This window comes from Methylobacillus glycogenes JCM 2850, assembly GCF_000617925.1.
GTDB lineage: Bacteria > Pseudomonadota > Gammaproteobacteria > Burkholderiales > Methylophilaceae > Methylobacillus > Methylobacillus glycogenes.
In genome coordinates this window covers 366,656-391,799 of sequence record NZ_BAMT01000001.1, presented here as the reverse complement: position 1 = coordinate 391,799, position 25,144 = coordinate 366,656, and the positions used below count along the sequence as shown (strand labels likewise).

The following is a 25,144-nucleotide window of genomic DNA, read 5'->3' as shown; positions in this document are numbered from 1 at the left end:
GCCCCTGTGCGCATCCATAATAAGGGAGCAGCAACATGGCCACTGAAAAAGCTCCTTCAACCTCTTACGCTACTTACCTCGCTGAGTCTTCCGAGGCGCTGTTCATTGCGCTGGATGAACGCGACAACTATACCTACCAGCATTGCGACCGCGTTTCGCTATTGGCACGTGAGTTGGGTATGGCCTGTGGTTTGAGTCAGCAGGAACTGGACTTGCTCGCCATCAGCGCGCGCTTTCACGATATAGGCAAGATTGGCATTCCCGATAGCGTGCTGCTCAAGCCAGGGGCGCTAGATGCTGAAGAATGGGCGCTGATGAAAATGCATCCGGTCAAGGGTGAACGTCTGTTCCGCAATACCCTGCACCCTCATGCAGCGGAGGTGGCGCGTATTATTCGCCATCATCATGAATGCTTTAATGGCAGCGGCTATCCCGATCAACTGTCAGGCGAGGATATTCCGCTGGCTTCGCGCATATTGTTGATCGTTGATGGTTATGACGCCATGAGCACCAGTCGGCCTTACCATCATGGGCGCAGCCACAGCGAAATCATGGAGATTATGCTGGCCGAGGAAGGTCAGAAAACCGACCCCACGCTGTTCAGGCAATTTATACAGGTCATCGCCAACAGCGCGGCACGCGTGGCATAAAGAATTGGCGCCTATCTGGCGCGCTGCAAGCTGCTTTCTACTTATGTTTTTAGTTCAAAAACCGTGTTCCATAAAGCAGTCACAGCCTCTACATGCCCCTGCACCTCGCTCAGCGGCACTTTGGCCTGGTTATTTCCCTGCAAGCGAATAGCGTGTTGCCTGCGCCTGTAATCCCGGTAGGCCTGGGCCGCTGCATTGCCTGATGCTGCTGTGATCAATTGCAGGCTGCCCAGCATTTCCAGCAAGGCAATATTGCCCAGATTGCGTGTTAGTTGCGGGTATTGCTGCGCATGCGCCAGCACCAGGTATTGCACAATAAACTCAACATCAACAATACCGCCCCTGTCATGCTTGAGGTCAAACAACTCGCCATGATTGGGGTGCGCCTGCTGCATCTTCTGCCGCATGGCAGCCACCTCCTCGGCCAGCTTGACCGGATCGCGTTGCTGCCCCAGCACATTGGCACGTATTTCTTCAAAGCGTGCCCCTATGACTGCATTGCCAGCACAGAAGCGCGCCCGCGTCAGCGCCTGATGCTCCCATACCCAGGCTTTTTCCTGCTGGTAGTGCTCAAAAGCCTGTACCGAGCTGACCAGCAAGCCACTGGCACCATCGGGGCGTAACTGCATATCGGTTTCATACAGTATGCCTGCGGCGGTCATGCTGCTGAGCCAGGTGTTGATGCGTTGGCCCAGGCGCGCATAGACCTCACCTGCTTCTGCGGCTTCATCTTCATAGAGGAAAATAATATCCAGATCAGAGGCATAGCCCAACTCCTTGCCCCCCAGCTTGCCATAGCCAATCACGGCAAACTGCGGATCATCACGATGGCGGTTACGTAAAGTCGGCCACAAGGCCTTGATGGTGACCTCAAGAATAATATCGGCCAGGGCACTGAGATAATCCGAGAGGGTTTCCAGCGGCAATTGCCCGGCAACATCGGTAGCGGCAAAGCGGAACACGGCGGCATGCTTGAACTGGCGCATCTCATCCATCTGCCGCTCAACATCGCCATTAAGCGCTTCAATACGCGCCAGCAAATCTGCACGCATGGCAGTAAAATCTGGTGCGGCATAGAGGTTGCGCGTATCCAGCAACTCATCCAGCAGGATGGGATGCTGGGTGAGATATTGCGCCAGCCAGGGGCTGGCTGCGACTATCTTGGTCACCAGGCTCAGGGCCGAGGGATATTCCGCCAGCAAGGCAGATAACTGGCACGGCGGCAAATGCTGTCCAGCAGATCTGCCACGCGCATCAACACCACATCGGGCTGTTTCTCATGCGCCGCTTCGGTCAATGCCAAAGGCATCAGGGTATCAAACCTATGCTTGCTCAATTCCGGCAACTGGCGGTAGCGTGGACTGTCATGCAGGCTCATGAGCTTGCGCAAAGTATCTTGCGGCTCGACATAGCCAGTTGCGCCATGGCATTCACAGCCTCCTCACCTTCCAGCAAGCCGCGCCATAGTGCCACCGCTGGTGACTGGGTGTGCTCTTCCGACTTATCAGCCTGGTTGGATTTGGCATCGTTGAACACCTGCTCAAAATGCTGCTGCACCAGGCTGCGATGCTGATCAAGCACCGCCAGAAACGCAGGCCAGTCGGCAAAATTCATGCCTTTGGCTATGCGCCGCTGGCTTTCCTCGCTGGCGGGCAAATCCTGGGTCTGGCTATCTTCCAGATATTGCAGCCTATGCTCCAGATTGCGCAGAAAGATATAAGCCTGTTGCAACTCATGCACCGCCTGTATGGGCAATAAACCTTTGCCCTGCAATAGCGAAAGCACCTTGAGCGTGGGGCGTATCTGCAAACTGGCATCACGTCCGCCGCGTATCAGCTGGAACACCTGCGCAATAAACTCCACCTCGCGTATGCCTCCACGGCCCAGCTTGATGTTGTCATGCATATCGCGCCGATTCACATCGCGCTGAATCTGCAACTTGAGATCGCGCATGGAGCAAATGCGCCAAAATCCAGATATTTGCGGAAGACAAAAGGCCGCAACAAGGCGCCCAGACCTTGATCAGGCCCTGCTACCACGCGGCCCTTGATCCAGGCATAACGTTCCCACTCGCGCCCCTGGTTCTGGTAATACTCTTCCAGCATGGCAAAGCTACAGGCGAGCGGACCTTCCGAGCCGTAAGGCCGCAACCGCATATCCACGCGGAACACAAAACCATCCTCGGTAATCTCGTCAATCGCGGCTATGAGACGCTTGGCCAGGCGCGTGAAAAACTCGATATTGCTGATGGATTTTGCGCCATTGGTTTCTCCATCCTCGGCAAACGCAAAAATCAGGTCTATGTCCGAAGAAACATTCAGCTCATGGCCACCAAGCTTGCCCATGCCCACCACCGTAAAGTGCTGACGTTCGCCGCTGTCCTCGCCTATGGGCACACCGTACTGCGCTTCCAGCCAGGGAGTCAGATGCTGCAATGCGGCCTGCAAGGTAGTTTCCGCCAAGGCACTCACCACCTGCATCACTTCATTCAAATCCGCCAGGCCATTGAGGTCACGCACCATCAGCCGCAATATCACGCGCTGCCTCAGCTTGCGTAACACCCGTTTCAGGCTGACATCATCACTGATCGCTTGCTGTGCCAGCCAATCCTGCATAGCGCTTGCTGTCCAGGCGTGGTGCAAATTAGTAGCCAGGTCATCCAGCAGGCCAGCATCACTATTGACCAAGCGCCCGACAAAAGGACTGCAATCCAGCGCATGCAGCAGATATTGTTCATCCTGGCTGGGCACTGCGTCTGGGAGTGTGATCTCGGAAAGTGGTCGCATGGGGGTTGAAGCCTATTCTTGCTGGGTAATCAATTGTTGGAGGTAAACGGTAACACAGGCCAGTGTTTGCGCCCAGCATGCGCCTGTCTGCCTGCACCAACTGTAGGGTCAGCGTGACAAAAAATTGCAGTGCTTTGGACTGCTTGCAGGCAATAAAATTGTTAATGAAATGTTATTATGCGCTGAGCCGGGGCCAGTTAAAGGCCCCTACCATTTTGGATTGCCCTTTAATATCAAGTTCTAAGGAGTTTGTATGTCGTCGATTGAGTCCGTGCTGACGGAAAAGCGTGTTTTTGCGCCACATGATGCTTTCCGCCAAGCCGCCACCGTATCGGGTCTTGAGGCCTATCAGCCTTGTGTGATGCGGCTGAGCAGGATTACAGCGGTTTCTGGGCCAAACTGGCCCGTGAGGAAATTGATTGGCAGACTCCTTTCAACAGCACTTTGGATGAATCACAAGCCCCGTTCTACCGCTGGTTTGCCGATGGCAAACTCAATGCCTCCTATAACTGTCTGGACAGGCATCTGGAAAAACGCGGTGACAAGATTGCGCTGATTTTTGAGGCCGATGATGGCAGCGTCAGCAATATCACCTACAAAGCCTTGCATGCACGCGTCTGCCGTTTTGCCAATGTACTCAAGCAACAAGGTGTAGGCCTGGGTGATCGCGTCATTATCTATTTGCCCATGAGCATAGAAGCCATTGTTGCCATGCAGGCCTGCGCGCGTATAGGCGCGATTCACTCCGTGGTGTTCGGCGGTTTCTCTGCCAAAAGCCTGCATGAGCGTATTGTCGATGTCGGTGCCAAACTGGTGATTACAGCGGATGGTGGTCAGCGTGGCGGCAAATCCGTCACCCTGAAAACTGCGGTGGATGAAGCACTGAGTCTGGATGGCTGCGAAGCGGTGAAAAATGTGATTGTCTACCAACGTACTGGTGGCGCAATTGCCTGGAACGCCGCGCGCGATCTCTGGTGGCATGAGCTGGAAGCTGAAGCCAGCCCAGTATGTGAACCTGTATGGGTAGAGGCCGAGCATCCGCTGTTTATTCTCTACACCTCAGGCTCCACTGGCACGCCCAAGGGTGTGCAACACTCGACTGGTGGCTATCTGCTGGGTGCCATCATGAGCATGAAGTGGGTGTTTGACCACAAGGCCACGGATATTTTCTGGTGTACAGCAGATGTGGGCTGGATCACGGGTCATAGTTATGTGGCTTATGGCCCGCTCGCGATTGGCAGCACTCAAGTGGTGTTCGAAGGCGTGCCCACCTGGCCTGATGCTGGCCGTTTCTGGCAGATGATAGAACGCCACAAGGTTAGCATTTTCTACACCGCGCCTACTGCGATACGCTCACTGATCAAGCTCGGTGGCGATCTGCCCAATCAATATGATCTTTCCAGCCTGCGCCTGCTGGGTTCGGTGGGTGAACCCATCAACCCTGAAGCCTGGATGTGGTATCACAAGGTAGTGGGCAAAGAGCGCTGCCCGATTGCCGATACCTGGTGGCAGACCGAGACTGGCGCACATATGATTGCACCGCTGCCAGGCGCGATAGATGCCAAGCCGGGTTCCTGCACCCGCCCCCTGCCCGGCATCATGATTGATATCGTCAATGAGGATGGCAGTGCTGTGACCGATACCGGTGGCGGTTTGCTGGTAGTCAAGAAACCCTGGCCTTCGATGATACGTAACATCTGGGGCAATCCTGAGCGCTTCAAGAAAGCCTACTTCCCGGAAGAACTCAAAGGCTATTACCTGGCTGGCGATTCTGCCACAGGGATGAAGACGGTTATTACTGGATCATGGGCCGTATTGATGATGTGCTGAATGTCTCAGGTCATCGACTGGGCACCATGGAAATTGAATCTGCACTGGTAGCCAACCCTCTGGTGGCAGAAGCCGCGATTGTGGGCAGGCCGCATGACATCAAGGGTGAATCCATAGTCGCCTATGTAGTGCTGAAGGGCGACCGCCCTGAGGGTGAAGCCGCCAAGGCCATCGCCAGCCAATTGCGTGACTGGGTAGGCAAGGAGATAGGCCCGATTGCCAAGCCTGATGAAATTCGCTTTGGTGAAAACCTGCCCAAGACGCGTTCGGGCAAGATCATGCGTCGTCTGCTGCGTTCACTGGCCAAGGGCGAGGAAATTACCTCGGATATCTCCACTCTGGATAACCCGGCGATTCTGGAGCAGCTCAAGCAGTCTAACCACTAAGCGCACATAACCTAACAAACAACAAGCCAGTCGTGAGGCCACTGTTTGGGCACCACGACTGGCTTGTTGGTTTTTACAGATCGGTTTTGAGGACTATTTTGCTGCAGGTTTATTTAGCCGTAGCCTGCTGATAGATATTGCTCGCGCGCATGCCACCCTTGCAAAAGCCCAGGATAGGCGTGGGCAGGCTGGGCAGCAAAGCCGCCAGTTCATCCACATGCGCCTGGGTCAATTGCCCGGATACAAAGGGGATATGCACATAAGCCAGGCCATTGGCCTCGGCTGCCTGGGCAATCTCAGCGCTGCTGGGCTGCTCAGGGCCGCCTTCGCCGTCTGGGCGGTTATTGATAATGGTCTTGAAACCACTAGCGGCCGCTTCGGCCACTTGTGCCACGCTCAATTGTGGCGCGCTGCTGAATTGCTCGTTAAGAGTCTTGAAGGTGAGGCTCATATGATGCTTTCTTGTGATTCAAATGCATTGGTGTTGATGCGAATGGGGATGGTGGCCTTTAGCGCCTCCCCTCGTGTGCAGGTATCCTCTGCGTATTGTTTCAACTGCTGTGCTGCCTATATCTCCAGCCAGGCCGGAGTTGGATTTTAAACCATGCTGTGCCTGGATGCAGTCTTCACTAGACCAGCAACTGACTGGAATGTTGCAATCCCCAGGCTGCGCTCCAGCACGGTATATCCGCCAAATCTATTGCCAAGGCAGCAAAAAACCACCTCTGCCTGCAAGCACCAGTCAATAATCTCTTATACTTTGCTAAACCATTCAAAAAAGAAACTCCCATGCCTCCAGATACCAGCTCCAGCCCACAAACCATCTATCTCAAGGATTACACCCCTGCCCCCTATTTAGCCTCCAGCGTTGCACTGCGCTTTGAATTGTTTGAAGACAAAACCCTGGTGCATGCTGAAGTACGCTATGAAAAAAACCCTGCGGCTAAAAACAGCGAGCTGGTGCTGCACGGGCAGGATCAAACGCTGCTCTCGGTGCAGTTGAATGGTGAGAAATACTCAGACTATCGTCTTGAAGACAACCGCATGCTATTGGCTGACTTGCCTGCGCAATTCACCCTCACCATCAGCTCGGAGATACACCCCGAGAGCAATACCGCGCTGGAGGGCCTGTATAAATCCCAGGGCACCTTCTGCACACAGTGCGAGGCAGAAGGCTTCCGCCGAATTACTTACTTCCAGGACAGGCCAGATGTACTGAGCATTTTCTCCGTGCGTATAGAAGCGGATAAAGCGCTGTACCCGGTGTTGCTCTCCAACGGCAATCTAGTGGAGCGTGGTGATTTGCCCGCAGGCCGTCACTTTACGGCCTGGCATGATCCCTTCCCCAAGCCCTGCTATTTGTTTGCACTGGTGGCGGGCGATCTGGTACGGGTGGCGGATATTTTCACCACGCGCTCAGGCCGCAAGGTGGATTTGCATATCTATGTGCGCAGCGGTGATGAAGGCCAATGCGACCACGCCATGGCCTCGCTGAAAAAATCCATGCGCTGGGATGAAGAGCGTTATGGCCGCGAATATGAGCTGGATTTGTTCAATATTGTTGCCGTCAGTGATTTCAATATGGGCGCGATGGAAAACACCTCGCTCAATATCTTCAACACCAAACTGGTGCTGGCCCAGCAGGAAACCGCCACCGATAGCGATTTCATCAGTGTCGAAGCCGTGATTGCGCATGAATACTTCCATAACTGGACCGGCAACCGCGTGACGTGCAGGGACTGGTTCCAGCTTTCGCTGAAAGAAGGCCTGACGGTATTCCGTGATCAGGAATTCAGCGCCGATATGAACTCGCGTGCCGTGCAGCGTATTGATGATGTGGATCAGCTACGCCGCTTGCAGTTCCCAGAAGATGCCAGCCCGCTGGCGCATGCGGTGCAGCCGGATAACTTTATCGAGATCAGCAACTTCTACACCATGACGATCTACGAAAAAGGCTCTGAACTGATACGCATGCAGCACACCCTGTTGGGGCCAGATACCTACCGCAAGGCCACCGATCTCTACTTCCAGCGCTTTGATGGCCATGCGGTCACCATTGATGATTTTGTGCAGTGCATGGCCGATGCCTCTGGGCGTGACATGCGCCAGTTCCACCGCTGGTACAAGCAGGCGGGCACCCCTAGCGTGCAAGCCAGCGGACGTTACGACGCCAACACCGCCAGCTACACGCTCAGCCTCAAGCAAAGCCAGCCTGACACCCCAGGGCAAACCAATAAACAGCCCTTGCTGATTCCTCTGGCTGTGGGCCTGCTCAACGAGCAGGGAGAAGAAACCCATGCCACGCAGATTCTGGAAATGACAGAGCGCGAGCAGGAATTCCGCTTTGAGGGCGTCAATGCGCGGCCTGTTCCCTCCATATTGCGCGGCTTCTCCGCCCCTATCAAACTTAGCACCGATCTCAGTGATGATGATCTCAGGCTGCTACAACTCAAGGACACAGACGGCTTCAATAAATGGGAGGCTGGCCAAACCATTGCGCTGCGCACCATACAGCGTGTGATCGCCGATGCTGAAGCCGACATCAGCCAGTTTGTTGCCGATTTCGGCACGCTGATCACACAGGGCCTGAACCAAGAGGTGGACAAGGCCTTGCTCGCACGTGCACTGTCACTGCCTTCCATCTCAGTCATAGGCCAGGCCCAGGCCGTGGTTGACCCTGCAGCTATAGACCAGGCCAGAGATGTAGTGCTCAAAGCCATCAAGCGTGCGCACAAGGATGCACTGGCCGAGCTGTATGCACAGAATGCCAGCCAGGGCGTATTTGAAATTACGCCCCAGGCCATGGGCCGCCGCGCCCTGCGCAACACCGTGCTGGAACTCCTGACCGTAACCAATGGCACAGGCTGCGCGGCCAGAGCCCAGGCACATTACCAGCAGGCAGATAACATGACAGACCGCGTGGCGGCCTTGAGCAGCCTGGCTGATAGTACCCAGCCCCAACGCGAGCAGGTGTTTGATGATTTCTATCAACGCTTCCAGCAATACCAGCTAGTAGTAGACAAGTGGTTCTCGCTGCAAGTCATTGCCAAGCGCGATAGCCTGTTTACTGACTTTGCCGCCTTGCGCCAGCATGCGGAATTCAACATCCGCAACCCTAACCGTGTACGTGCGCTTTACTCTGCCTTTGCCGTTAACAACCCGGTCAAATTCCATGACCCTAGCGGACAAGGTTATGCCCTGCTGCGCGATGCGATCATAGAACTCAACAGCATCAACCCGCAGATAGCCGCGCGCCAGGTTACGCCTTTCCGCGAATGGCGACGTTATACCCCGGCCCTGCAAACGCAAATGCAAGCCGCGCTGCAAACCATTATGGATAACCCCAAGCTCTCCAGCGATGTGTTTGAAGTGGTCAGCAAATGCCTTAAGTAGCCACTGCGCTGGGCCTGCCATGCATGGCATAGCAGGCCTATCGCATTTGGAAAAAACTCCTGAAAAACTTTGAAAAAAACTAGTCTGGCAAGCGTGCGATATCCGCGCTGGCATCGCCGCTGCGCTTGATAATGATGTAATGCTGGGCGTTGAAATGCTGCTGTAATGCTGGTTCCAGATGGTCGCAAAGCTTATCTGGCGCCATAGGCGTGGTTTGCATGATGAGCTTGGGCTCGCTGTCCTCAACGCAAGGTTTTTTCCAGATGCTGTATTGAATGCTGGGCACATCCTCGCACAGCGTTTGCTCTTTGGCAGGCCCACAAATCACCTGAAAACGCTCTTGCGGAAAAATATCCTTGAGATGATCCACCCCCACCGCAAGTTGAACCGGCGTCTCAAACGGCATGGTTTCGAGCACGAGTTTACCCAGCTCATTGATTGCTCCACCGGGCATGCGCGCAATCACCACACTAATCATTCTTGTACCCACAGATGTGTTTCCTTTTCTTGATGTTTTTAGACAGAAAGCACGCGTGACGGATAACCGCTTTACGTTTAAAACTTGGTTTTATGTTTAAAACTTAATATCCAAATTGATGCCTGGCACCATACTAACAGCTTGCAGAATTAGCTCCCAAGCGCAGCAGCAGCGTTACGTGGGCTTGTGGGGCACATGGATATTTTCTTGCAAGGTCTCTTAGAAGGTCTGCCAGGCTTAGTCCTGCCGCATCAAGCTGCGTATCCCCATTATGCATAGCAGCACCAGCACGCCAGTGCTGGCAAACGCTAGTTTGAGTCCTATGGCGTGGGAGATATACCCTATCATCGCTGGCCCCAGCAATACGCCGCCATAACCCAATATGCTGATGGCAGCTATGGCATGCGCCATGGGCATGGTTTTTTGCCGACCAGCCAAGGTGAACAAGATAGGCACCAAATTGCCTACCGCCAAGCCTGCCAGGGCAATAGCAAGCATCACCAGCCACAAGGGCGATGCCAAGGCTGCACAGATCAAGCCCAAGCCTGTCACCACCATGCCTGCTAGCAGAACGTTGCGCTCCCCAAAGCGCAAAATCAGGCTTTCGCCACAGAAGCGGCTCAAGGTCATGGCAATCGCAAATAGCGCATAGCCTGCCCCGGAATACGCCAGCTTGAGGGATTTTTCCTGCGTCAGCAGCAATGCGCTCCAGTCCAGCATGGCACCCTCTGCCAGGAATATTACAAAGATGAGCAAACCTATAGTGATGACCTTGCCTCTGGGCAAGATAAACAGCGGATGCTGCTCTTGGCTAGGGGTAGGCATGAAGTTGTTGGCAGCACAAAGCAGGGAAAGCAGTATCGCGCCTGCCCCCAGCATGGTGGCCGTTACCACACTGATGCCGCTGGCTAGGCCCAAGGTCATGCCACTTGCCCCCACTAGCCCGCCTATGCTGTAAAAGCCGTGGAAAGAGGACATCAGAGGTTTTTCTGCCAGATGTTGCACTTCGGTGCCATGGATATTGCCTGCCACATCAATCGCCCCTATGGCAGCACCAAACAGCAACAAGCATAGTGCCAGCAGTACGGTATTGCTCAGCAAGGCCAATAGCGGCAGGGTCAACACCAAGCTGGCAGCGGCCGTGACAATAATGCGCTTAGTCCCCAGCCTTCCAGACAGCGCGCTGGCAAGCGGCATGCCGATTACCGCACCCAGGCCCAGACACAGCAAAATGGTGCCCAGGGTAGCGGGATCTGCCTGTAATCGTGCCTGGGCATAAGGCACCAGCGGTGCCCAACTGGCGATGGCAAACCCAGCGATGAAAAAACTGTGTTTGGTCGCGGTTTTACCGCGCGCCAGGGTGTGGTCAATATGGTGTGAGGGCTTAAGTGAGTGAGGCTGCTTGTTCATGCGGCTAGGGCTTAGGTGAGTGAAGCTGCTGACTTGCTGCTTAGGCTAGCTTTTTAGCTGCTGTTTTACTGGGCGGCGTACCGTCTAATGGTGGAAATAAAACACAGCTAGTGGCTTGAAACCTAGGTGTGCAATTTTGCTTTAAGCCAGCGCAAAGTCGCAAGCGCTTTCGTCAGAAAATCACTGTGTTATTTAGCTTGTTTAGCTATTCTGGTTTGTGACCTGCTCGCAAACCAGCCAGCACAATCAGTATGATGAAAAACTGACATATAAGTCACTGATTTTTAAACGTCAAATAGTCCATTTGGACTATATATCCCACATATGAATATACTGATTTATCGTGCCATAATCGTGTTGGGATTTTACCAATCCTACCATTAACCACCCCTGGGAGATAATTATGAAAATCAGTCACTTGGCAATGATTTCTTTACTTTTTTCTACCACCTCTGCTCTGGCCGCACCTTCCACCATCTACTCCACCAACGTTAATATTGATTACGATATTGACAATTTTTTCTTCCAAATTGATGTGCCCTCTTTTGGCGGCTCTTATCAGCAAGTTTTACCCGGCACCATCGCCGCAGTAAGCGCAGTTAACAATGGCATTCAATTGGACTTTAGCGGCTCTTTAGGACTCTATGCCAGCGCAGGCACTAATTTCTCCACAGAAAGCCTGAATGCGATCTTTAATGTGCCTCTCGCCTTTAATGTGCATAGTGGTTATGAGATCACAAGTTACTCTGTCACTTATTCTGGCACTTACAGCCTGATGAATTTAGGGAATGTTTCACTCAGTGATGCCAGCGCTTCGTTCTACGACAGTGTCAATTATGGCCCAGGCGCTTATTACCAGCCTTTACTGCAACAGGTGTGGTTTCTGGCGCTACGCTGACGGAACTAGCAGGCCAGTTCAACGCCACAGCAGACTATGGTTACATTTCCGTATTTATGGGCTACGAGGAGGTGTTCTCGCACTATGAGTCCGTGCCCTACAATTGCGATAGCGAAGGGGTCTGTGAGTACAGAGATGAGCCTGTGTATATACAGGTGCCTGTTTATCAAGACCAAGGCGTCATTGGAGAAGCCAGCATCAACTTGAGCAGCATACGCGTGGTTGCCAATGTGGTTGCTGTGCCAGAAGCCGATACCTATACCATGTTGCTGGCTGGTCTTGGTTTGCTGGGCTGGTCCACACGCCGTCGCCAGTCTTGATACTGCACTCATCCCGATAGCGATGATCCTAAGCCTGCCCTTAAGCGATTATCGGCAGGCTTATTTACATGTAGGTTGACCGCAAAGACTTAAATATTATTCCGCATCTTTTAGCTCACTCTTTCTGTGTCAAGAATTCAGACTGTATCGAGAACTCAGGGCTAATGAATAAACACCGGAATGATAGAAGCAACCAAAATCATGGCCATTGTGTAATTAAAAATTTTCACTTGCTTGCCGTTTGATAGCAAACGCCGCACTCCCAAACCAAATACATTCCACAAGGCATTACAGGGCAAGGCAAGCAGCCCAAACAGTATGGACATCAAGGCTAGTAGGCCTAAGGTATATTCGTGGGGCAAAAAGGTGGTGATGGTGCCCATGGCGATCACCCAGGCTTTGGGATTCACCCATTGAAAAAGCGCGGCTTGAATAAAAGTCATAGGTTTGGCAGTGCCAGGCAGGCTGCCCTGCAGCATTCCGGCATGCGCCATCTTCCAGGCCAGCCACAGCAAGTAGCTCGCTCCCAGATATTTCAATATGGTTTGCAGAACAGGGTATGCCTCAAATGTGGCATGCAGCCCACAGCCCACGGCAAACACCATGAGTGCAAACCCTACGGAAATGCCTAGAAGATGCGGCAAGGAACGCCTAAAACCATAATTAACCCCAGCCACCAACAACATGGTGTTATTAGGGCCAGGTGTAACCGAGGTAATGGTGGCAAACATGGTAAAGGGGATGAGTTGTTCAAAATGCATAGCTGTAACCAACACCAGAATAAGCCAAAATTCTAGCCACTATGGCAACTTGGTAACAGAGACAGCAAAGTGATAAATTTATGGGTACAGTTTAAAATCTCAACCTGCCCAAGTGAGAACAAATTAGACCCATGAATCGCTATCAGCAACTCGCAGAGGAAATTAGCTTAGCCATTAATTCAGGCACCTTGATGCCAGGGTCAGCTTTACCATCACTACGCGACTGTGCCACGCAACAGGGCTTGAGCATGAATACGGTGATCTCCGCCTACCGCTTGCTTGAAGACAGAGGCTTGATTGAATCCAGACCTCAATCTGGTTTTTTTGTCTGCAGCCATCTGCCCCAACCGCAAGCGCCAATCCGCAAGACTGCCGCTATTCTGCAAAATGCCAAGGAGCATGAAATCATGAATATGATTCTGCTGGCATCGCGCGATCCTGACTATGTGGACTTGGGCCTGGCCACGCCCAAAAGTGCCAAATACTATCCCGGTGAGCAGCTAGCCAAAATCACCGCCAGCCTGCTGAGAAAGAAATCTGCGCTGGTAGCGCAATATGCCCTGCCCCCGGGATCTAGCGCATTAAAGGAACAAATTGCCCATAGAGGCCATCGCCTGGGGATGCAACTAGACCCCGACAATATTGTGATCACGCATGGTGGCATGGAAGCCCTTCAACTTGCCTTGAAGGCCGTCACCAAGGCGGGAGACAAGGTCGGTATCGAAGCGCCCTCTTATTTCAACCTTTACCCTTTGCTGGATGCCTTGAGTTTACAAGCGCTGGAAATTCCAACCCACCCCCAGCATGGCATGGATCTCGACGTACTGGAACATTTGCTGCAAGGAGGTGAGCTGAGTGCAATTATCAGTATGCCCACGGTACAAAACCCCTTGGGTTTCACCATGGATATTGCTGCTAAGCGCCGCCTGGCTGATCTTGTAAACCAATATCAAACGCCATTGATAGAAGACGCCATCTATGCGGAGCTGCAATATGCCGAGCCCTTGCAACCCACTGTAAAAGCCTTTGATAGCGAGGGGTGGATTATTATCTGCTCCAGTTACTCCAAGGCATTAGCCCCTGACTACCGGATTGGATGGATAGAGGCAGGACGTTTTAGCCACAAGGTAAAAGACCTGAAATTTATCAGCAGTGTGGCTGAGTCCAAGCTCTTGAGTGAGGCCATTGCGCAAATATTGAAGAGCGGTGGCTATGATAGACATCTGCGTAGCTTGCGTCGCCACTCCTATGAGCAAATGACGACTATCCGTGGCTTGGTAGCCCGTCATTTTCCACCAGGCACCAAAGCAACCTTACCTAGCGGCGGCTTTCTGTTATGGGTAGAACTGCCAGCCCCCATTGATAGCTTAGCGCTCTTTATTGCGGCCCTGAAACATAAAATCATTGTTGTCCCTGGCCAAATCTACTCCAGGCAAGGCAGATACCAGCATTACCTGCGGATTTCTTGTTGCCAAGAGATTGATGATCGCATGATTGAAGCTTTTCAGACCCTGGGCAAACTGGCTTTGCAACAGTGCGCTACTCAATCGGCAGCAGAGTGATAGAGCTACTGCGCTGAGGTAAACGTCAATTCGCGAAGGGATAAGGCCGCAAGAGGTGATGAAGCAGCGTTGCTGCAATGAGGAGATCGCTGACCAACTCAAGTTCCTTATTGTCCGGAGATAAGGGGTGGACCCAATGCCCAGCTTGAGTTGGTCAACTGGGTGCGATATTACTGCTCACCCTGATAGGCGGCTATCAGGCGTTGTCTGACATTCAAGCCCGACGATGCTGACAGAGATATGATTTATGCCTGTGGTGCCAGCAAACCTTGCACCGCAATATTGATCGCGGCCAGCGTTAGTGGCTTGGCCACCACATCGTTAAAGCCTGCGGCACGAATTTTCTCCTGATTGGCGGCGCTGGCTATGCCAGTGACCGCCACCAAGGGCGTGGCCTGGGTTTTGTCATGGCTACGCAACTGTCTGGCCATTTGCAAGCCATCCATGCCTGGCATATCAATATCGGAGAGTATTAAATCGTAAGGGCTAGCGGCCCCTAGCGCCGCATCCAGGCCCGCTTGGCCATCAAAAGCCAGATCCACGCTATAGCCCTGCAGGCTGAGCAATTGCGCCAGCAACTCAGCAGAATGCTGGTTATCTTCTACCAACAGCAGCTTCACAGCACGCTGGGCTTGGGGAATGCTCACAGGCACTTCCTGCGGCACAGTAGTACTCAGCGGCAGAATGATACGGAAGCTGGCCCCTGTGCCTTTGCCTTGCGATGCCGCCTCAGCCCTGCCCTGATGCAATTCCACAATTTGTTTGACCAGGGCCAGACCTATGCCTAAGCCACCTTTGGCTCGGGAGGAAGAAGCATCTTCCTGCACAAACATATCAAAGATATTGGGCAAGACATCGGCGGGTATGCCCTGGCCAGTATCTGTCACTTCCAGCACCGCCATGCCATCTGCTTTATGCAAAGAGACGTGGATGGCACCCCCGTTGGGGGTAAATTTCAGGGCATTGGATAATAGGTTCCAGATCACCTGCTCTATGCGTGCGGAATCGGCATGGATGCTAATGCCGGGCTGTAATTCGCAAGACAGGGTAATCGCACGGTTAAAGGCTTCTTCGTGGATAGAAGCCACCAGTTCACTGACTGCGGTTTCCAGATCATAGCTATTGCACTGCAAAGCCAGCTTGCCTGTGTTGATGCGCGATAAATCCAGCAGGTCATCCACCACCGTCGCCAGGCTTTTAACCGTGCGGCGCAAGGTTTGCGAGGCACGCAGGATCACAGGCTGAGTTTGTGCTTCTGGCACGCGCGCCAGCAGCTCGGCATTAAGCTGTATCAAATTCAGTGGGTTGCGCAACTCGTGAGATACCACCGCAAGGAAATCATCCTTGGCCTTGTTAGCGCGCGCCAGGGCCTGATCGGCAGCCTGGCGCGAGGTGATATCCTTGAACAACACTCCCACCATGCGCTGCTCTGGCGCATCAACGCGAAAGCCATAGATTTCAAAATAGCGGTTTAATGCAGACGCCACTTGCTCAAAGCGCTCTGGCACTCCAGTCTTGGCGATGCGCCCATAACGCTCAAACCAGACCTGCTCATGCTCGGGCTTTAACTCCTTCATGCGTTTACCCACCACATCACTGAGGCCGGTATGCGTGAAAAATGCGGGATTGGTGTAGAGGAAAAGATAATCGATGGGTTGGTCCTGCTCGTCATAGATCATCTTGATGATGCACAGACCCTGGTCTATGGAATCAAAAATCTGCTGCGAGCGCTGTTCTATCAGACGGCGCGCATGCTCTGCGCGCGCACGTTCCACGGTTTCCCAGGTGCGTTCCCCGGCTTTTTGCAGCATGAAGACTTCATTGGGCGTCCACTGCCGTGGCCGATTGACACTGATGGAAAGTATGGCCACCAGACTGCTGGCCTTGATCAAAGGCACGGCAATATAGCTCTGCACGCCCACAGTGCTGTAAGCCTGGCGCTCCTGCGCGTTGAGAGATGGCTCAAGCGCAAGGTCTTCTATCACCACCGTTTCACCCGCACGCAACCTATCCATGAGTTGCTTGCCATAGCTGTCCAGATTGAAACTGCCTTCAATAATGCCTATGCCCGGCTGCTGATGCGCAATATTGATAATCGCATCGCCATCCGGCCCTATCTCGGCATAACTCACCCGGTCCGCAGCCATCACTTCGCTCAGCATGGTGCACACCTCGCGCTTGATATCTGAGGCATGGAACAAAGGACGAATGGTATCGCTGAGTTTGAGCAGAAATTGATATTCTGCTGCGCCCATGGGGCTGGGGTTATCGTCACTCAGGCTTGGCGCTTTCAAGAACTGGGCTCCTAGGCAGCATCATGTGGGTAGCGGGATAAGCCAGTAGTAATTCAAGACTAGTCGTGGCTATTGACCAGCATTATGGCACGGCTTGCGCTAAAAAAATCTAGCGCTCAGCTTAATGCACACACTTGATGCAGCGGCCTGCAAGGGCGTATAGCGCACAGCAGAAGGTTCAGGTCTGGAGCCTGAGTAATACCAGGCCTAAAAGCGTCATTCAGGTTTGTGGGTTGAGCATTCTGCGCACCTGGCACACCAGGCCAGAGACGGTCTTGGCTTGCGCGTCCTGGCTCACAGGTTTGAATTCTGCGCGCAGTTTTTCTGGCCTGGCGGCAGGCAGATGTTGGCGATAGCGCTGCTGACTGCAATCAAACTCCAATTCCATTTGCTGTGTTACCACTGCTGCCTTGGGTGGGTGCGAGATCACCTTGGCCATGATGGAGGAGTAAGCGCCATGCTCATCGTAAGAATCAAGATCTACCAGTATTTCCTGATCTCCCTGCCGCGCAATCGACTCCCACTCCACCGCCCAGGCAAACAAGGGAAACAGCAACACCAACATCATTGCAAACATCACGGCCGGCTTCATGACAGACTCCCAGAAATTATGCTGCCATGATGTCGCAAGTGAAGCGTGGCGCATATCAGTTAAATGACGCATATGCGCCCGCATTTTCGCGCTACTCAGTAAAGGAGTGTTGTAAAGCGAGGCTAAGCGAAGAGCGTAGCTGAGAGCAAAACGAAGCAAGCATGATGAGAAGCTGCGAGGAAGTTTGCAGCGCGCTGAACGCTGATGCGTACAGCAGAAATGAAAAACGCGAACCCTAGGGTTCGCGTTTTTACTGGCGGAGTGGACGGGGCTCGAACCCGCGACCCCCGGCGTGACAGGCCGGTATTCTAACCAACTGAACTACCACTCCATAACTCTGCGTCAGGTGGTCAACCAGACGACTTTTTCACTGCTTTTTTCCAACCAGGCGGATGGTGGGTGCTGACGGGGTCGAACCGCCGACATTCGCCTTGTAAGGGCGACGCTCTACCAACTGAGCTAAGCACCCTGCCTGACTGAGGAGCGGCATTCTACAGGTTTTTTTATATTTGAAAAGGGGCTAAATGCAGTTTTTTTGCTGCACTCGCGCTTGAGCCAAAAAAGCCGGACAAGCTTGTTATACTTATGCCTTGTTGTATCAATTACTTGTCTTCTCGCCTCAAGGATTTTTCCATGCTAAAAATAATTGCTGCCCTCGTGTTCATTGCTCTGGCTGTTGTCGCGATTCGCATCGCCTACGCTGGCCCCACACCAGAACCTGGCAGCCAGGCGCCCGCATTTACCCTGCCCGATGCCAAGCAACAAAATCACAGCCTCAAGGATTATGCAGGCCAATGGCTGGTGCTGTACTTTTACCCCAAGGACGACACCCCAGGGTGCACCAAGGAAGCGTGCAGCTTCCGGGATGATATGTTCCAGCTGGAAAAACTGGGTGCCAAGGTGGTGGGCATCAGTGTTGATGACTCGGCCTCACACGCCAAGTTTGCAGAAAAATACAGCCTGCCCTTCCCCCTGCTCTCGGATGCGGATGGTAAAACGGCCGACAGCTACGGCGCCCTGACCAATCTGGGCATTATCAAGATTGCCAAACGCTATACCTACCTGATAGACCCCAAGGGCAAAATCGCCAAGCGTTATCTAAGCGTGGATACCTCACGCCATTCGCAAGAGATTATTGATGACCTCAAGCAGCTGCAAAAACAAGCGCAGTCCTAGCAGCTAGAACTCGCTACAAACTTAGACCGCTGTAGCGCCAGCGCCCTCTTTCTGCGCTTTTTCATTGAAGTGGCGGTCTATTTCGCTGATATCAAACGCACCCCAGGCGGCAATGGCTTGATCTAGCTCCTGCGCAGTCATTGCGCCTATCTGGGCATCCACGACTATCTGCTGCCGGGTAACCAGCAAGGCAGGGATTTGCTTGAGGTTGAAGGAGGCGGCGATTTCTGGATCATCATCAATATTGATCTGAGCAAAGACAATATCTGCATGTTGGCTGGAAGCCGTTTCAAAAGTGTCAGCAAATGCCAGACAGGGTTCGCACCAGGACGCCCAGAAATCGATGATGACAAAGGGGTGCTGCTCTATGATCTGTTTGAAATTATGTTTGCTGAGTTGTACAACTGGCATATAGGCTCCGGAATCTTGATGAGGAATTAGGCGAAGAATATTGTCTTGCGGCTGCCAAGCAGTCTATTGGGCAGGCGTGGCTGAGGACAATGTCAAAACTTCCCGCATTAACACCAGTATTTTTTCCATTGCGAGCGGGAGTTAGTCCCGCTTCATCTTCTTGTAGCACAGCGGTCTATAATCCCCAAACCACATACAAAAGCGAGAAAAAAGGCAGATTTAGCCCTCTTTTCAACAGTTTGTTACAAAAAAAGATTAACGAATGCTGAGCGTGGTGTTAAAGTCTTTCTTTAAGTACTTCCAAGAAGTATCAAATATATCTAACACTTAGATCATGCATTTGCTTCGTTGATCATGCACTTGGATCATTTGCAGTCAGATTTGGATTTAGATAAATACTTGGCACCAACATAAACGCTATTCAACAAAGCCAAGATGCAGCGCAGGCGTCACTCCAGCTATGACATAGGCCTAAGCTCAAAATGCAGTTATCAAGATGTTATGGATGCATTGAAGATTTTTGAATGGGGAATGCAAGAGAATGTGCAGTGCCGGTGCCCAGATTGTTTTAAATAACGCCACGATCAGTGCCTTACCTTCCGTACCGCAATTACTGACCAAGCTGCTTGAAACGCTACAGGACGAAAACTCTGGCCTGGAGCAACTTGCCCATTTGATTGAGATGGATGTGGTCATCAGCGCTCGCGTGCTGGAAGTGGCCAACTCAGCAGCTTACCGCCGTGACCAGAAACCCGTGCTTTCCATACGCACAGGCATCATGATTCTGGGCTGGGATCTGGTAAAAATGCTCACCCTCAGCATTGTTTGCCAACGCATGTTCAATGATTATTATGAGCAGAGCAATCAGGATATTGAGCATTACTGGTACCACTCCCTGCGTTGCGCCGTCATTGCCAAATCCATCGCTGCCAAAACGCAAGCCGCTGCGATTGAAGAAGCCTATATCGCGGGCTTGATGCACAACATAGGCAGGCTGGCCCTGCTCTGCGGCTTTAAAAACAAATACCCGCCCTTCTTTGCCATTGATGACTCTTTGCCCGGTTACATAGAGAGTGAGCTGGCGCATTTTGGGATTGATCACTGCGAGCTGGGCGCCTGGATTATCCGCGACTGGAACATCCGCTCTTTCCTCGGTGATGCAGTGGCCTATCATCACTTGCCTGCGGCACAGATAGAACATACGCCCGCATTGGTGAAGATAGTTTATCTGGCCAATCTGCTACTGACAGACCGCGTCAACGAGCGCCAGTCTGCCATCATCCTGGCGCGCAAATGGTTTGATCTTGAGCCCGCCGCTGTCAATGACATCATGAGCGTGGGCCTGGCCCAGGTACATATTCTTGCCACATCCCTAGGCATAGAAGTGGGCACCGCCCACACCAGCAATCAGGACTGGGGCAACCAAGAGCCGGATATCGAGGCCCTGGTCAGGGCATTGGCTGGCAATTTCAAACCTGTGACGGCATCATCATCCGGTAAAAATAAACTGGTACAAGGTGCCATGAACACGGCCTTGATCAACCACCTTGAAGCGACCAGCCAGCAGCCTGAAATATTGGCAGACTTTCTGGCATTCTTGCCCAAGCTCGCACGTCTGCTTTGCAATGCGCAGCAGATTTTGCTGTTTGTGCCAGATGCAGAACAAACCACGCTGACTGGCATGCCCATTGGTGAAGAACAAGAATGGGTGAGCAATTTCAAGCTGCCAATCAAACCCGCCACCAGCATTATTACCGCCGCCTGGATCAAGAAAAGTCATTGCCATAGCTTCCAAGCTTTTGATGGCTTCAAGCCTTCACTACCGGATCAGCAGATGATTCGCCTGTGCGAAGCCGATGGCATGCTGTGTGTGCCCATGATTACGCGCGGTCAATTGGCAGGCATTATGGTGCTGGCCATAGGTCAGGCAGAGTTTTTGATTGCCAAGCAGCAACTGAATGTACCGATTGCACTGGCGCGCATTACTGCCATGCGGCTTGCTGCCAGTTCGCAGAACAACACTGGCCAACCTTCCAGTGCCGAACTGGAAATTGCCGCGCATCAGGACAGGCTCAAGCGCTTTGTCCATGAGACCAGCAGCCCGCTGACCACCATCAAGAATTACCTCGCCATTCTGGAACAAAAAATGCTGCTTAACGGCATGCCCAACCGCGATATCAATATCGTCAATGAAGAGATAGACCGGGTGGGCACCATGATAGGCAACCTGTATGCCAAGGATCAGGATCACACTGCTGCCAGCATAGACGTCAACCAACTGGTAACTGACCTGATTACCCTGCATCGGCAAACTTACTTGCAACCAGCAGGTGTGGAAGTTGAGCTGAATCTTGCCGATAAGCTGCCGCAGATCACCACCATTCCTTATCAGTTACGTCAGGTGGTGGTAAACCTTGTGCGCAATGCCGCAGAGGCCATGACAGCCAAAGGCGGCAAGCTCTCGGTATCAACGTATCTGGAAAACCATGGTGGCGCAGAGCCTATGGTGTTGATTCAGGTCAGCGACAATGGGCCGGGCATAGACCCAGCCATACTGGCCCATCTTTTCAGCCCGGTGCAGACCACTAAGGGCGATGAGCATAGCGGTCTCGGCTTGAGCATTAGTTATGACATTATCAAAGGCCTGAACGGTACGATTAGTTGCCGTACTTCCAGTGCTGGTACCATTTTTGATGTACGCCTCCCGCTGCAGGCCAATATTGAGCAACAGCAGCCCTCGCTTATCCACTAAGGCAATCGCTTCATGGCTTATCAACTCGCAGCATCACTACCGCACATGGGTGAAAAACTAATGCCCAAGCCAAGTTTGTTGATTGTTGATGACAATGAGCGCCTGGCACAGAGTCTGCAGCACTTGCTCTACATGCATGGCTACAATGCCGAAATCTGCTCCTCTGGACGCGATGCGCTGCAGTTGGTGACGGATATCAAGTTTGACCTGATGCTGCTGGATCTTTCCATGCCGGGCATGAATGGATTTGAAGTGCTGTCCGAACTGGCTACCCACGCCAGACGCACCCCGGTAATTGTAATCAGCGGCACCAAAACCCTGAATGCGGCGATAGAAGCCATGCGGCTGGGTGCTTATGACTTTGTGCGCAAACCTTATCAGCCGGAAGAACTGCTGCGTACCATAGAAAACGCGATTGAGAAATCCCGGCTGGAAACGCAAAACCGCAGCATACACGCCAGGCTCGAAGAGTCGGAGAACCTCTATCGCTACCTGGTGGATAGCTCCCCGGACATTATTTACACCCTGGATGACGAAGGCTGTTTTACCTTTATCAACCATAGAGTAGAAACCCTGCTGGGCTACAAACGCGAGGCCCTGGTGGGCAAACATTACACCGAAATCATCTATGCCGATGATTATGACCGTGCCTGCTATGCCTTCAACGAGCGCCGCACCGGCAACCGTGCAGCGCGCAATATAGAACTGCGCCTTAAATGTCGGGACAAAGATGGCGAAGTACGCCACTTTGAGATCAACTTCATCACCGTAGTGCTTAATGCCACGGGCATACAGGGTGAAGACCCGGAGTTTGGCACCCCCTTCAACGGCACCTACGGCGTGGCCCGTGATATCAGCGACCGCAAAAAGGTGGAAGAAGCCATTACCCACCAGGCCTATCACGACACCCTCACCGGACTACCCAACCGCGCGCTGTTCAAGGACAGGCTCAACGTGGCCTTGCATCACGCCAAGCGCAACCAGCAGCGCCTCGCCATCATGTTCCTGGATCTGGATCGCTTTAAATGGGTGAACGACACCCTGGGTCATCTTTATGGTGATGAATTGCTCAAGCATGTGGCGCACAGACTGACAGACTGCCTGCGCGCGCAAGACACCCTGGCGCGTATGGGCGGCGATGAATTCACCCTGCTATTGCAAGACCTGCAACATGCCGATGATGCCAGCCGCGTGGCAGCCAAAATCGTTGAAGAGTTGAAGCGCCCCTTCTTGCTGGATGACAGAGAAATCTTCATCTCCTCGAGCATAGGCATAGCCATTTACCCAGATCACGGTGACTCCATAGAAACCCTGATCAAGAGCGCCGATATCGCCATGTATCACGTTAAATGGCGCGGCAAGAATGGCTATCAGTATTATGAAGCCAGCATGAACGCCATGTTCCATAAAAAGCTCTCCATGGAAAACGAGCTACGGCGCGCCATTGAGAAAAAGCAGATTGTGCTCAACTACCAACCCCAGGTAGATGTTGAGACACAGCGCGTGATCGGCGTCGAGGCACTGGCACGCTGGCATCACCCTGAGCTGGGCATTATCTCCCCTACCGAATTTATCCCCTTAGCGGAAGAAACTGGCTTGATATCAGGGCTGAGCGATATGCTGCTGGAAGATGCCTGCCTGCAAATGCTGGCCTGGCAACAGCAGGGCTTGCTGGGGTTCCGGCTGGCATTCAATATCTCGCCGCAACTAGTGGAAGAAGAAAACTTTGTTACCAAAATCATACAGCGCATAGAAACCCACCAGCTCAAGCCTGATCAATTTGAGATTGAGATCACAGAAAACCTGCTGGTGCGGGATATAGAAAACGCGATTACCAAACTGAAAACCTTGGGCAAACATGGCATCAAGATTGCGCTTGATGACTTTGGCACCTGTTATTCATCCCTCTCCTACCTCAGACAATTCCCCATACACAACATCAAGATCGATAAATCCTTTATCGGCGATATCCATACCATCAACGAAAGCGTGCCCATCATCACTGCCATTTCTGGCATCGCCAAAGGCTTTGAACTGGATTTGATTGCAGAAGGTGTGGAAACCACGCAGCAAATGAAAACCTTGCAGACCATGGGCTGCAACAAGATGCAAGGCTATTTGTTCAGCAAACCGCTGCCTGCGGCAGAGGTTACCAAGCTATTGCAGAACCAGGCCAAACTGTTCCAAGACACGCCTTACCTGTCTTTGGCAGGCATGCATTGAGCTCAATACCCCACTCTGTTCAGAGTCAGGCAGAACAAACCCTGCAGCAAACCTCGGTAGAAATGCGCCAGACGCGGTATAATCCGCTATTAGGTTTGTTGCGCGCAGAACTTAGGCCAAACAAACAAGTCCTAATAACAGCTTTAAACCATTTGGGGCCGACCAGGTTTCGACGTGGGTTGCAAAGCAGCGCAGGGCATACCGAGGCCTAGTCACCTCGTAAATAAACTAGAACAAGTATAGTCGCAAACGACGAAACTTACGCTCTAGCCGCTTAATCCCGGCTGGACGCTGCACCGAAGGGCCTCTCGGTCGGGTGGGGTAACCCACAGCAGCGTCATTAAGAGAGGATCGTGCGATATTGGGTTACTTAATATCGTATTAAATCCAAGGTAACTCGCCTGCTGTTTGCTTGCTCGTTGGTGAGCATCAGGTTAAATCAAACAACACAGCTAAGTATGTAGAACTGTCTGTGGAGGGCTTGCGGACGGGGGTTCGATTCCCCCCGGCTCCACCAAATACCTGTTCAACGCCATGTTGAACAGCACACATAACCCCGGTAAATCCTAGTGATTCCGGGGTTTTTTGTTGATCACTGCCTAATCTCATCTACTGAAATGCAGTCCTCTCTATGGATAACAGCACTTACTGCTTACCGAAAATGGCCCTCTCAGAAGTATCAATCCGCAATGCAAAGCCCAGCGTTAGGATGAGGGCGGGTTGTTTATTCAAAACAGGTGCCAGGTTGGACTTAGTGGTGCAAGAAACCAGAAGATAGATATTCACGCGGCTTGTTTTTAAGAACTCAGTAGACACTGGAAGATTCAGAGCCCATTGGCATATTGAGCGCGGCCCGCATACTTACATGACCAAGAAAACATCAGTCGAGCTTGACGCGCACTCCCGCTTCGCTGCGATACCCATCTCGCATCCGGCCTGGATCATAAACACCCTGCCCTACTGGCCAATACTTGAATATGTGCGCTAGGGCACTGGCCAATGGGCTAAAGTAAAGACAACCAGGCACGGTTACTCAGTCCAAGCGCCTTATGGCATGGTGCGAGTAACTGTTGCAGAGTTTCACGATGTAGTCCGAGATGCGGCTGCCCTTGCTAAGCGCCTCTATGCATAGGGCATTTATTTGAGTCCATAAAAAAGATGAATTATTACAGTCCATAAAACGGCTTAAGAGCTACTAGGTTAATTTTCGGAGTCCATAAAA

General features: G+C 52.5%; 15 protein-coding genes, 2 tRNA genes, 1 other RNA gene and 2 pseudogenes. 10 read left to right on the top strand and 10 right to left on the bottom strand.

Features of this window, described 5'->3' with window-relative positions:
• The first annotated feature begins 35 nt into the window (after positions 1–35).
• On the top strand, positions 36–650 hold the full coding sequence (locus JCM2850_RS01830) for an HD-GYP domain-containing protein (RefSeq protein WP_025869566.1): 615 nt from the start codon (positions 36–38) through the stop codon (positions 648–650).
• Positions 651–691: 41 nt separating this feature from the next.
• Here the strand turns inward: JCM2850_RS01830 and glnE are convergent.
• Positions 692–3,436 (bottom strand): annotated as a pseudogene (glnE, locus tag JCM2850_RS16400) (bifunctional [glutamate--ammonia ligase]-adenylyl-L-tyrosine phosphorylase/[glutamate--ammonia-ligase] adenylyltransferase).
• 253 nt (positions 3,437–3,689) lie between these two features.
• Between glnE and acs the strand changes: the two are divergent.
• A pseudogene (acs, locus tag JCM2850_RS16395) lies at positions 3,690–5,652 on the top strand (acetate--CoA ligase).
• Between the two features lie 109 nt (positions 5,653–5,761).
• On the opposite strand, the gene JCM2850_RS01815 reads toward acs, so the two are convergent.
• Positions 5,762–6,103 (bottom strand): protein tyrosine phosphatase family protein, encoded by a 342-nt coding sequence (locus JCM2850_RS01815; protein ID WP_025869565.1) that lies wholly within the window; start codon positions 6,101–6,103, stop codon positions 5,762–5,764.
• Positions 6,104–6,441: 338 nt separating this feature from the next.
• On the opposite strand from JCM2850_RS01815, the gene pepN reads away from it, so the two are divergent.
• Positions 6,442–9,045 (top strand): aminopeptidase N, encoded by a 2,604-nt coding sequence (gene pepN / locus JCM2850_RS01805; RefSeq protein WP_025869564.1) that lies wholly within the window; start codon positions 6,442–6,444, stop codon positions 9,043–9,045.
• Positions 9,046–9,124: 79 nt separating this feature from the next.
• On the opposite strand, the gene JCM2850_RS01800 is transcribed toward pepN, so the two are convergent.
• Entirely contained in the window at positions 9,125–9,535 is a 411-nt protein-coding gene (locus tag JCM2850_RS01800; protein WP_148301166.1) for a hypothetical protein, read from the bottom strand.
• 225 nt (positions 9,536–9,760) lie between these two features.
• Positions 9,761–10,933 carry an MFS transporter gene (locus JCM2850_RS01795; RefSeq protein WP_025869562.1) on the bottom strand — a complete coding sequence of 391 codons (1,173 nt, stop codon included), beginning with the start codon at positions 10,931–10,933 and terminating at the stop codon, positions 9,761–9,763.
• Between the two features lie 403 nt (positions 10,934–11,336).
• Between JCM2850_RS01795 and JCM2850_RS01790 the strand changes: the two genes are divergently transcribed.
• Together JCM2850_RS01790 and JCM2850_RS22230 are read left to right on the top strand one after the other, a co-directional pair.
• Entirely contained in the window at positions 11,337–11,831 is a 495-nt protein-coding gene (locus tag JCM2850_RS01790) for a hypothetical protein (RefSeq protein ID WP_025869561.1), read from the top strand.
• On the top strand, positions 11,810–12,151 hold the full coding sequence (locus JCM2850_RS22230; RefSeq protein WP_025869560.1) for a PEP-CTERM sorting domain-containing protein: 342 nt from the start codon (positions 11,810–11,812) through the stop codon (positions 12,149–12,151). Before JCM2850_RS01790 ends, JCM2850_RS22230 begins: the two co-directional genes overlap by 22 nt.
• 161 nt (positions 12,152–12,312) lie before the next feature.
• Here JCM2850_RS22230 and JCM2850_RS01780 read toward each other — a convergent pair whose 3' ends face one another.
• On the bottom strand, positions 12,313–12,912 hold the full coding sequence (locus JCM2850_RS01780; RefSeq protein ID WP_025869559.1) for a LysE family translocator: 600 nt from the start codon (positions 12,910–12,912) through the stop codon (positions 12,313–12,315).
• A gap of 131 nt (positions 12,913–13,043) precedes the next feature.
• Here JCM2850_RS01780 and JCM2850_RS01775 point away from each other — a divergent pair, with 131 nt between their 5' ends.
• Positions 13,044–14,474 carry an aminotransferase-like domain-containing protein gene (locus JCM2850_RS01775; RefSeq protein ID WP_025869558.1) on the top strand — a complete coding sequence of 477 codons (1,431 nt, stop codon included), beginning with the start codon at positions 13,044–13,046 and terminating at the stop codon, positions 14,472–14,474.
• A 245-nt stretch (positions 14,475–14,719) separates the two neighbouring features.
• Here the strand turns inward: JCM2850_RS01775 and JCM2850_RS16390 are convergent, their stop codons facing one another.
• The 4 genes from JCM2850_RS16390 to JCM2850_RS01755 form a co-directional block, all read right to left on the bottom strand.
• Positions 14,720–16,768: an ATP-binding protein gene (locus JCM2850_RS16390; protein ID WP_025869557.1), complete on the bottom strand. Its 2,049-nt coding sequence runs from the start codon at positions 16,766–16,768 to the stop codon at positions 14,720–14,722.
• A gap of 220 nt (positions 16,769–16,988) precedes the next feature.
• Positions 16,989–17,360, bottom strand: coding sequence for a hypothetical protein (locus JCM2850_RS01765; RefSeq protein WP_025869556.1), 372 nt, complete (start codon positions 17,358–17,360; stop codon positions 16,989–16,991).
• Between the two features lie 254 nt (positions 17,361–17,614).
• Positions 17,615–17,691, bottom strand: a tRNA-Asp gene (locus JCM2850_RS01760).
• Positions 17,692–17,753: 62 nt separating this feature from the next.
• Positions 17,754–17,829: transfer RNA gene (locus JCM2850_RS01755), tRNA-Val, on the bottom strand.
• Between the two features lie 164 nt (positions 17,830–17,993).
• On the opposite strand from JCM2850_RS01755, the gene JCM2850_RS01750 reads away from it, so the two are divergent.
• Positions 17,994–18,536 (top strand): peroxiredoxin, encoded by a 543-nt coding sequence (locus JCM2850_RS01750; RefSeq protein ID WP_025869555.1) that lies wholly within the window; start codon positions 17,994–17,996, stop codon positions 18,534–18,536.
• A gap of 21 nt (positions 18,537–18,557) precedes the next feature.
• Here the strand turns inward: JCM2850_RS01750 and JCM2850_RS01745 are convergent, their stop codons facing one another.
• Entirely contained in the window at positions 18,558–18,947 is a 390-nt protein-coding gene (locus JCM2850_RS01745; RefSeq protein ID WP_025869554.1) for a thioredoxin family protein, read from the bottom strand.
• 541 nt (positions 18,948–19,488) lie between these two features.
• Here JCM2850_RS01745 and JCM2850_RS01740 point away from each other — a divergent pair.
• From JCM2850_RS01740 to ssrA, 3 genes are all read left to right on the top strand, one after another.
• The gene (locus JCM2850_RS01740) at positions 19,489–21,699 is read left to right on the top strand and encodes an HDOD domain-containing protein (protein ID WP_025869553.1); all 2,211 of its coding nucleotides are present in this window, start codon (positions 19,489–19,491) and stop codon (positions 21,697–21,699) included.
• A 12-nt stretch (positions 21,700–21,711) separates the two neighbouring features.
• Positions 21,712–23,922: an EAL domain-containing protein gene (locus JCM2850_RS01735; protein ID WP_081774917.1), complete on the top strand. Its 2,211-nt coding sequence runs from the start codon at positions 21,712–21,714 to the stop codon at positions 23,920–23,922.
• Between the two features lie 154 nt (positions 23,923–24,076).
• Positions 24,077–24,439: a transfer-messenger RNA gene (gene ssrA / locus JCM2850_RS20815) on the top strand.
• Positions 24,440–25,144: the final 705 nt, after the last annotated feature.

Bases quoted from the DNA above. Each gene is read 5' to 3' on its own strand.
- JCM2850_RS01795 (WP_025869562.1), bottom strand. From the start codon at position 10,933: ATGAACAAGCAGCCTCACTCACTTAAGCCCTCACACCATATTGACCAC.
- JCM2850_RS01740 (WP_025869553.1), top strand. From the start codon at position 19,489: ATGTGCAGTGCCGGTGCCCAGATTGTTTTAAATAACGCCACGATCAGT.
- JCM2850_RS01750 (WP_025869555.1), top strand. From the start codon at position 17,994: ATGCTAAAAATAATTGCTGCCCTCGTGTTCATTGCTCTGGCTGTTGTC.
- JCM2850_RS01775 (WP_025869558.1), top strand. From the start codon at position 13,044: ATGAATCGCTATCAGCAACTCGCAGAGGAAATTAGCTTAGCCATTAAT.
- JCM2850_RS01780 (WP_025869559.1), bottom strand. From the start codon at position 12,912: ATGCATTTTGAACAACTCATCCCCTTTACCATGTTTGCCACCATTACC.
- JCM2850_RS01790 (WP_025869561.1), top strand. From the start codon at position 11,337: ATGAAAATCAGTCACTTGGCAATGATTTCTTTACTTTTTTCTACCACC.
- JCM2850_RS01830 (WP_025869566.1), top strand. From the start codon at position 36: ATGGCCACTGAAAAAGCTCCTTCAACCTCTTACGCTACTTACCTCGCT.
- JCM2850_RS01735 (WP_081774917.1), top strand. From the start codon at position 21,712: ATGGCTTATCAACTCGCAGCATCACTACCGCACATGGGTGAAAAACTA.
- JCM2850_RS01815 (WP_025869565.1), bottom strand. From the start codon at position 6,103: ATGAGCCTCACCTTCAAGACTCTTAACGAGCAATTCAGCAGCGCGCCA.
- JCM2850_RS01745 (WP_025869554.1), bottom strand. From the start codon at position 18,947: ATGCCAGTTGTACAACTCAGCAAACATAATTTCAAACAGATCATAGAG.
- pepN (WP_025869564.1), top strand. From the start codon at position 6,442: ATGCCTCCAGATACCAGCTCCAGCCCACAAACCATCTATCTCAAGGAT.
- JCM2850_RS01765 (WP_025869556.1), bottom strand. From the start codon at position 17,360: ATGAAGCCGGCCGTGATGTTTGCAATGATGTTGGTGTTGCTGTTTCCC.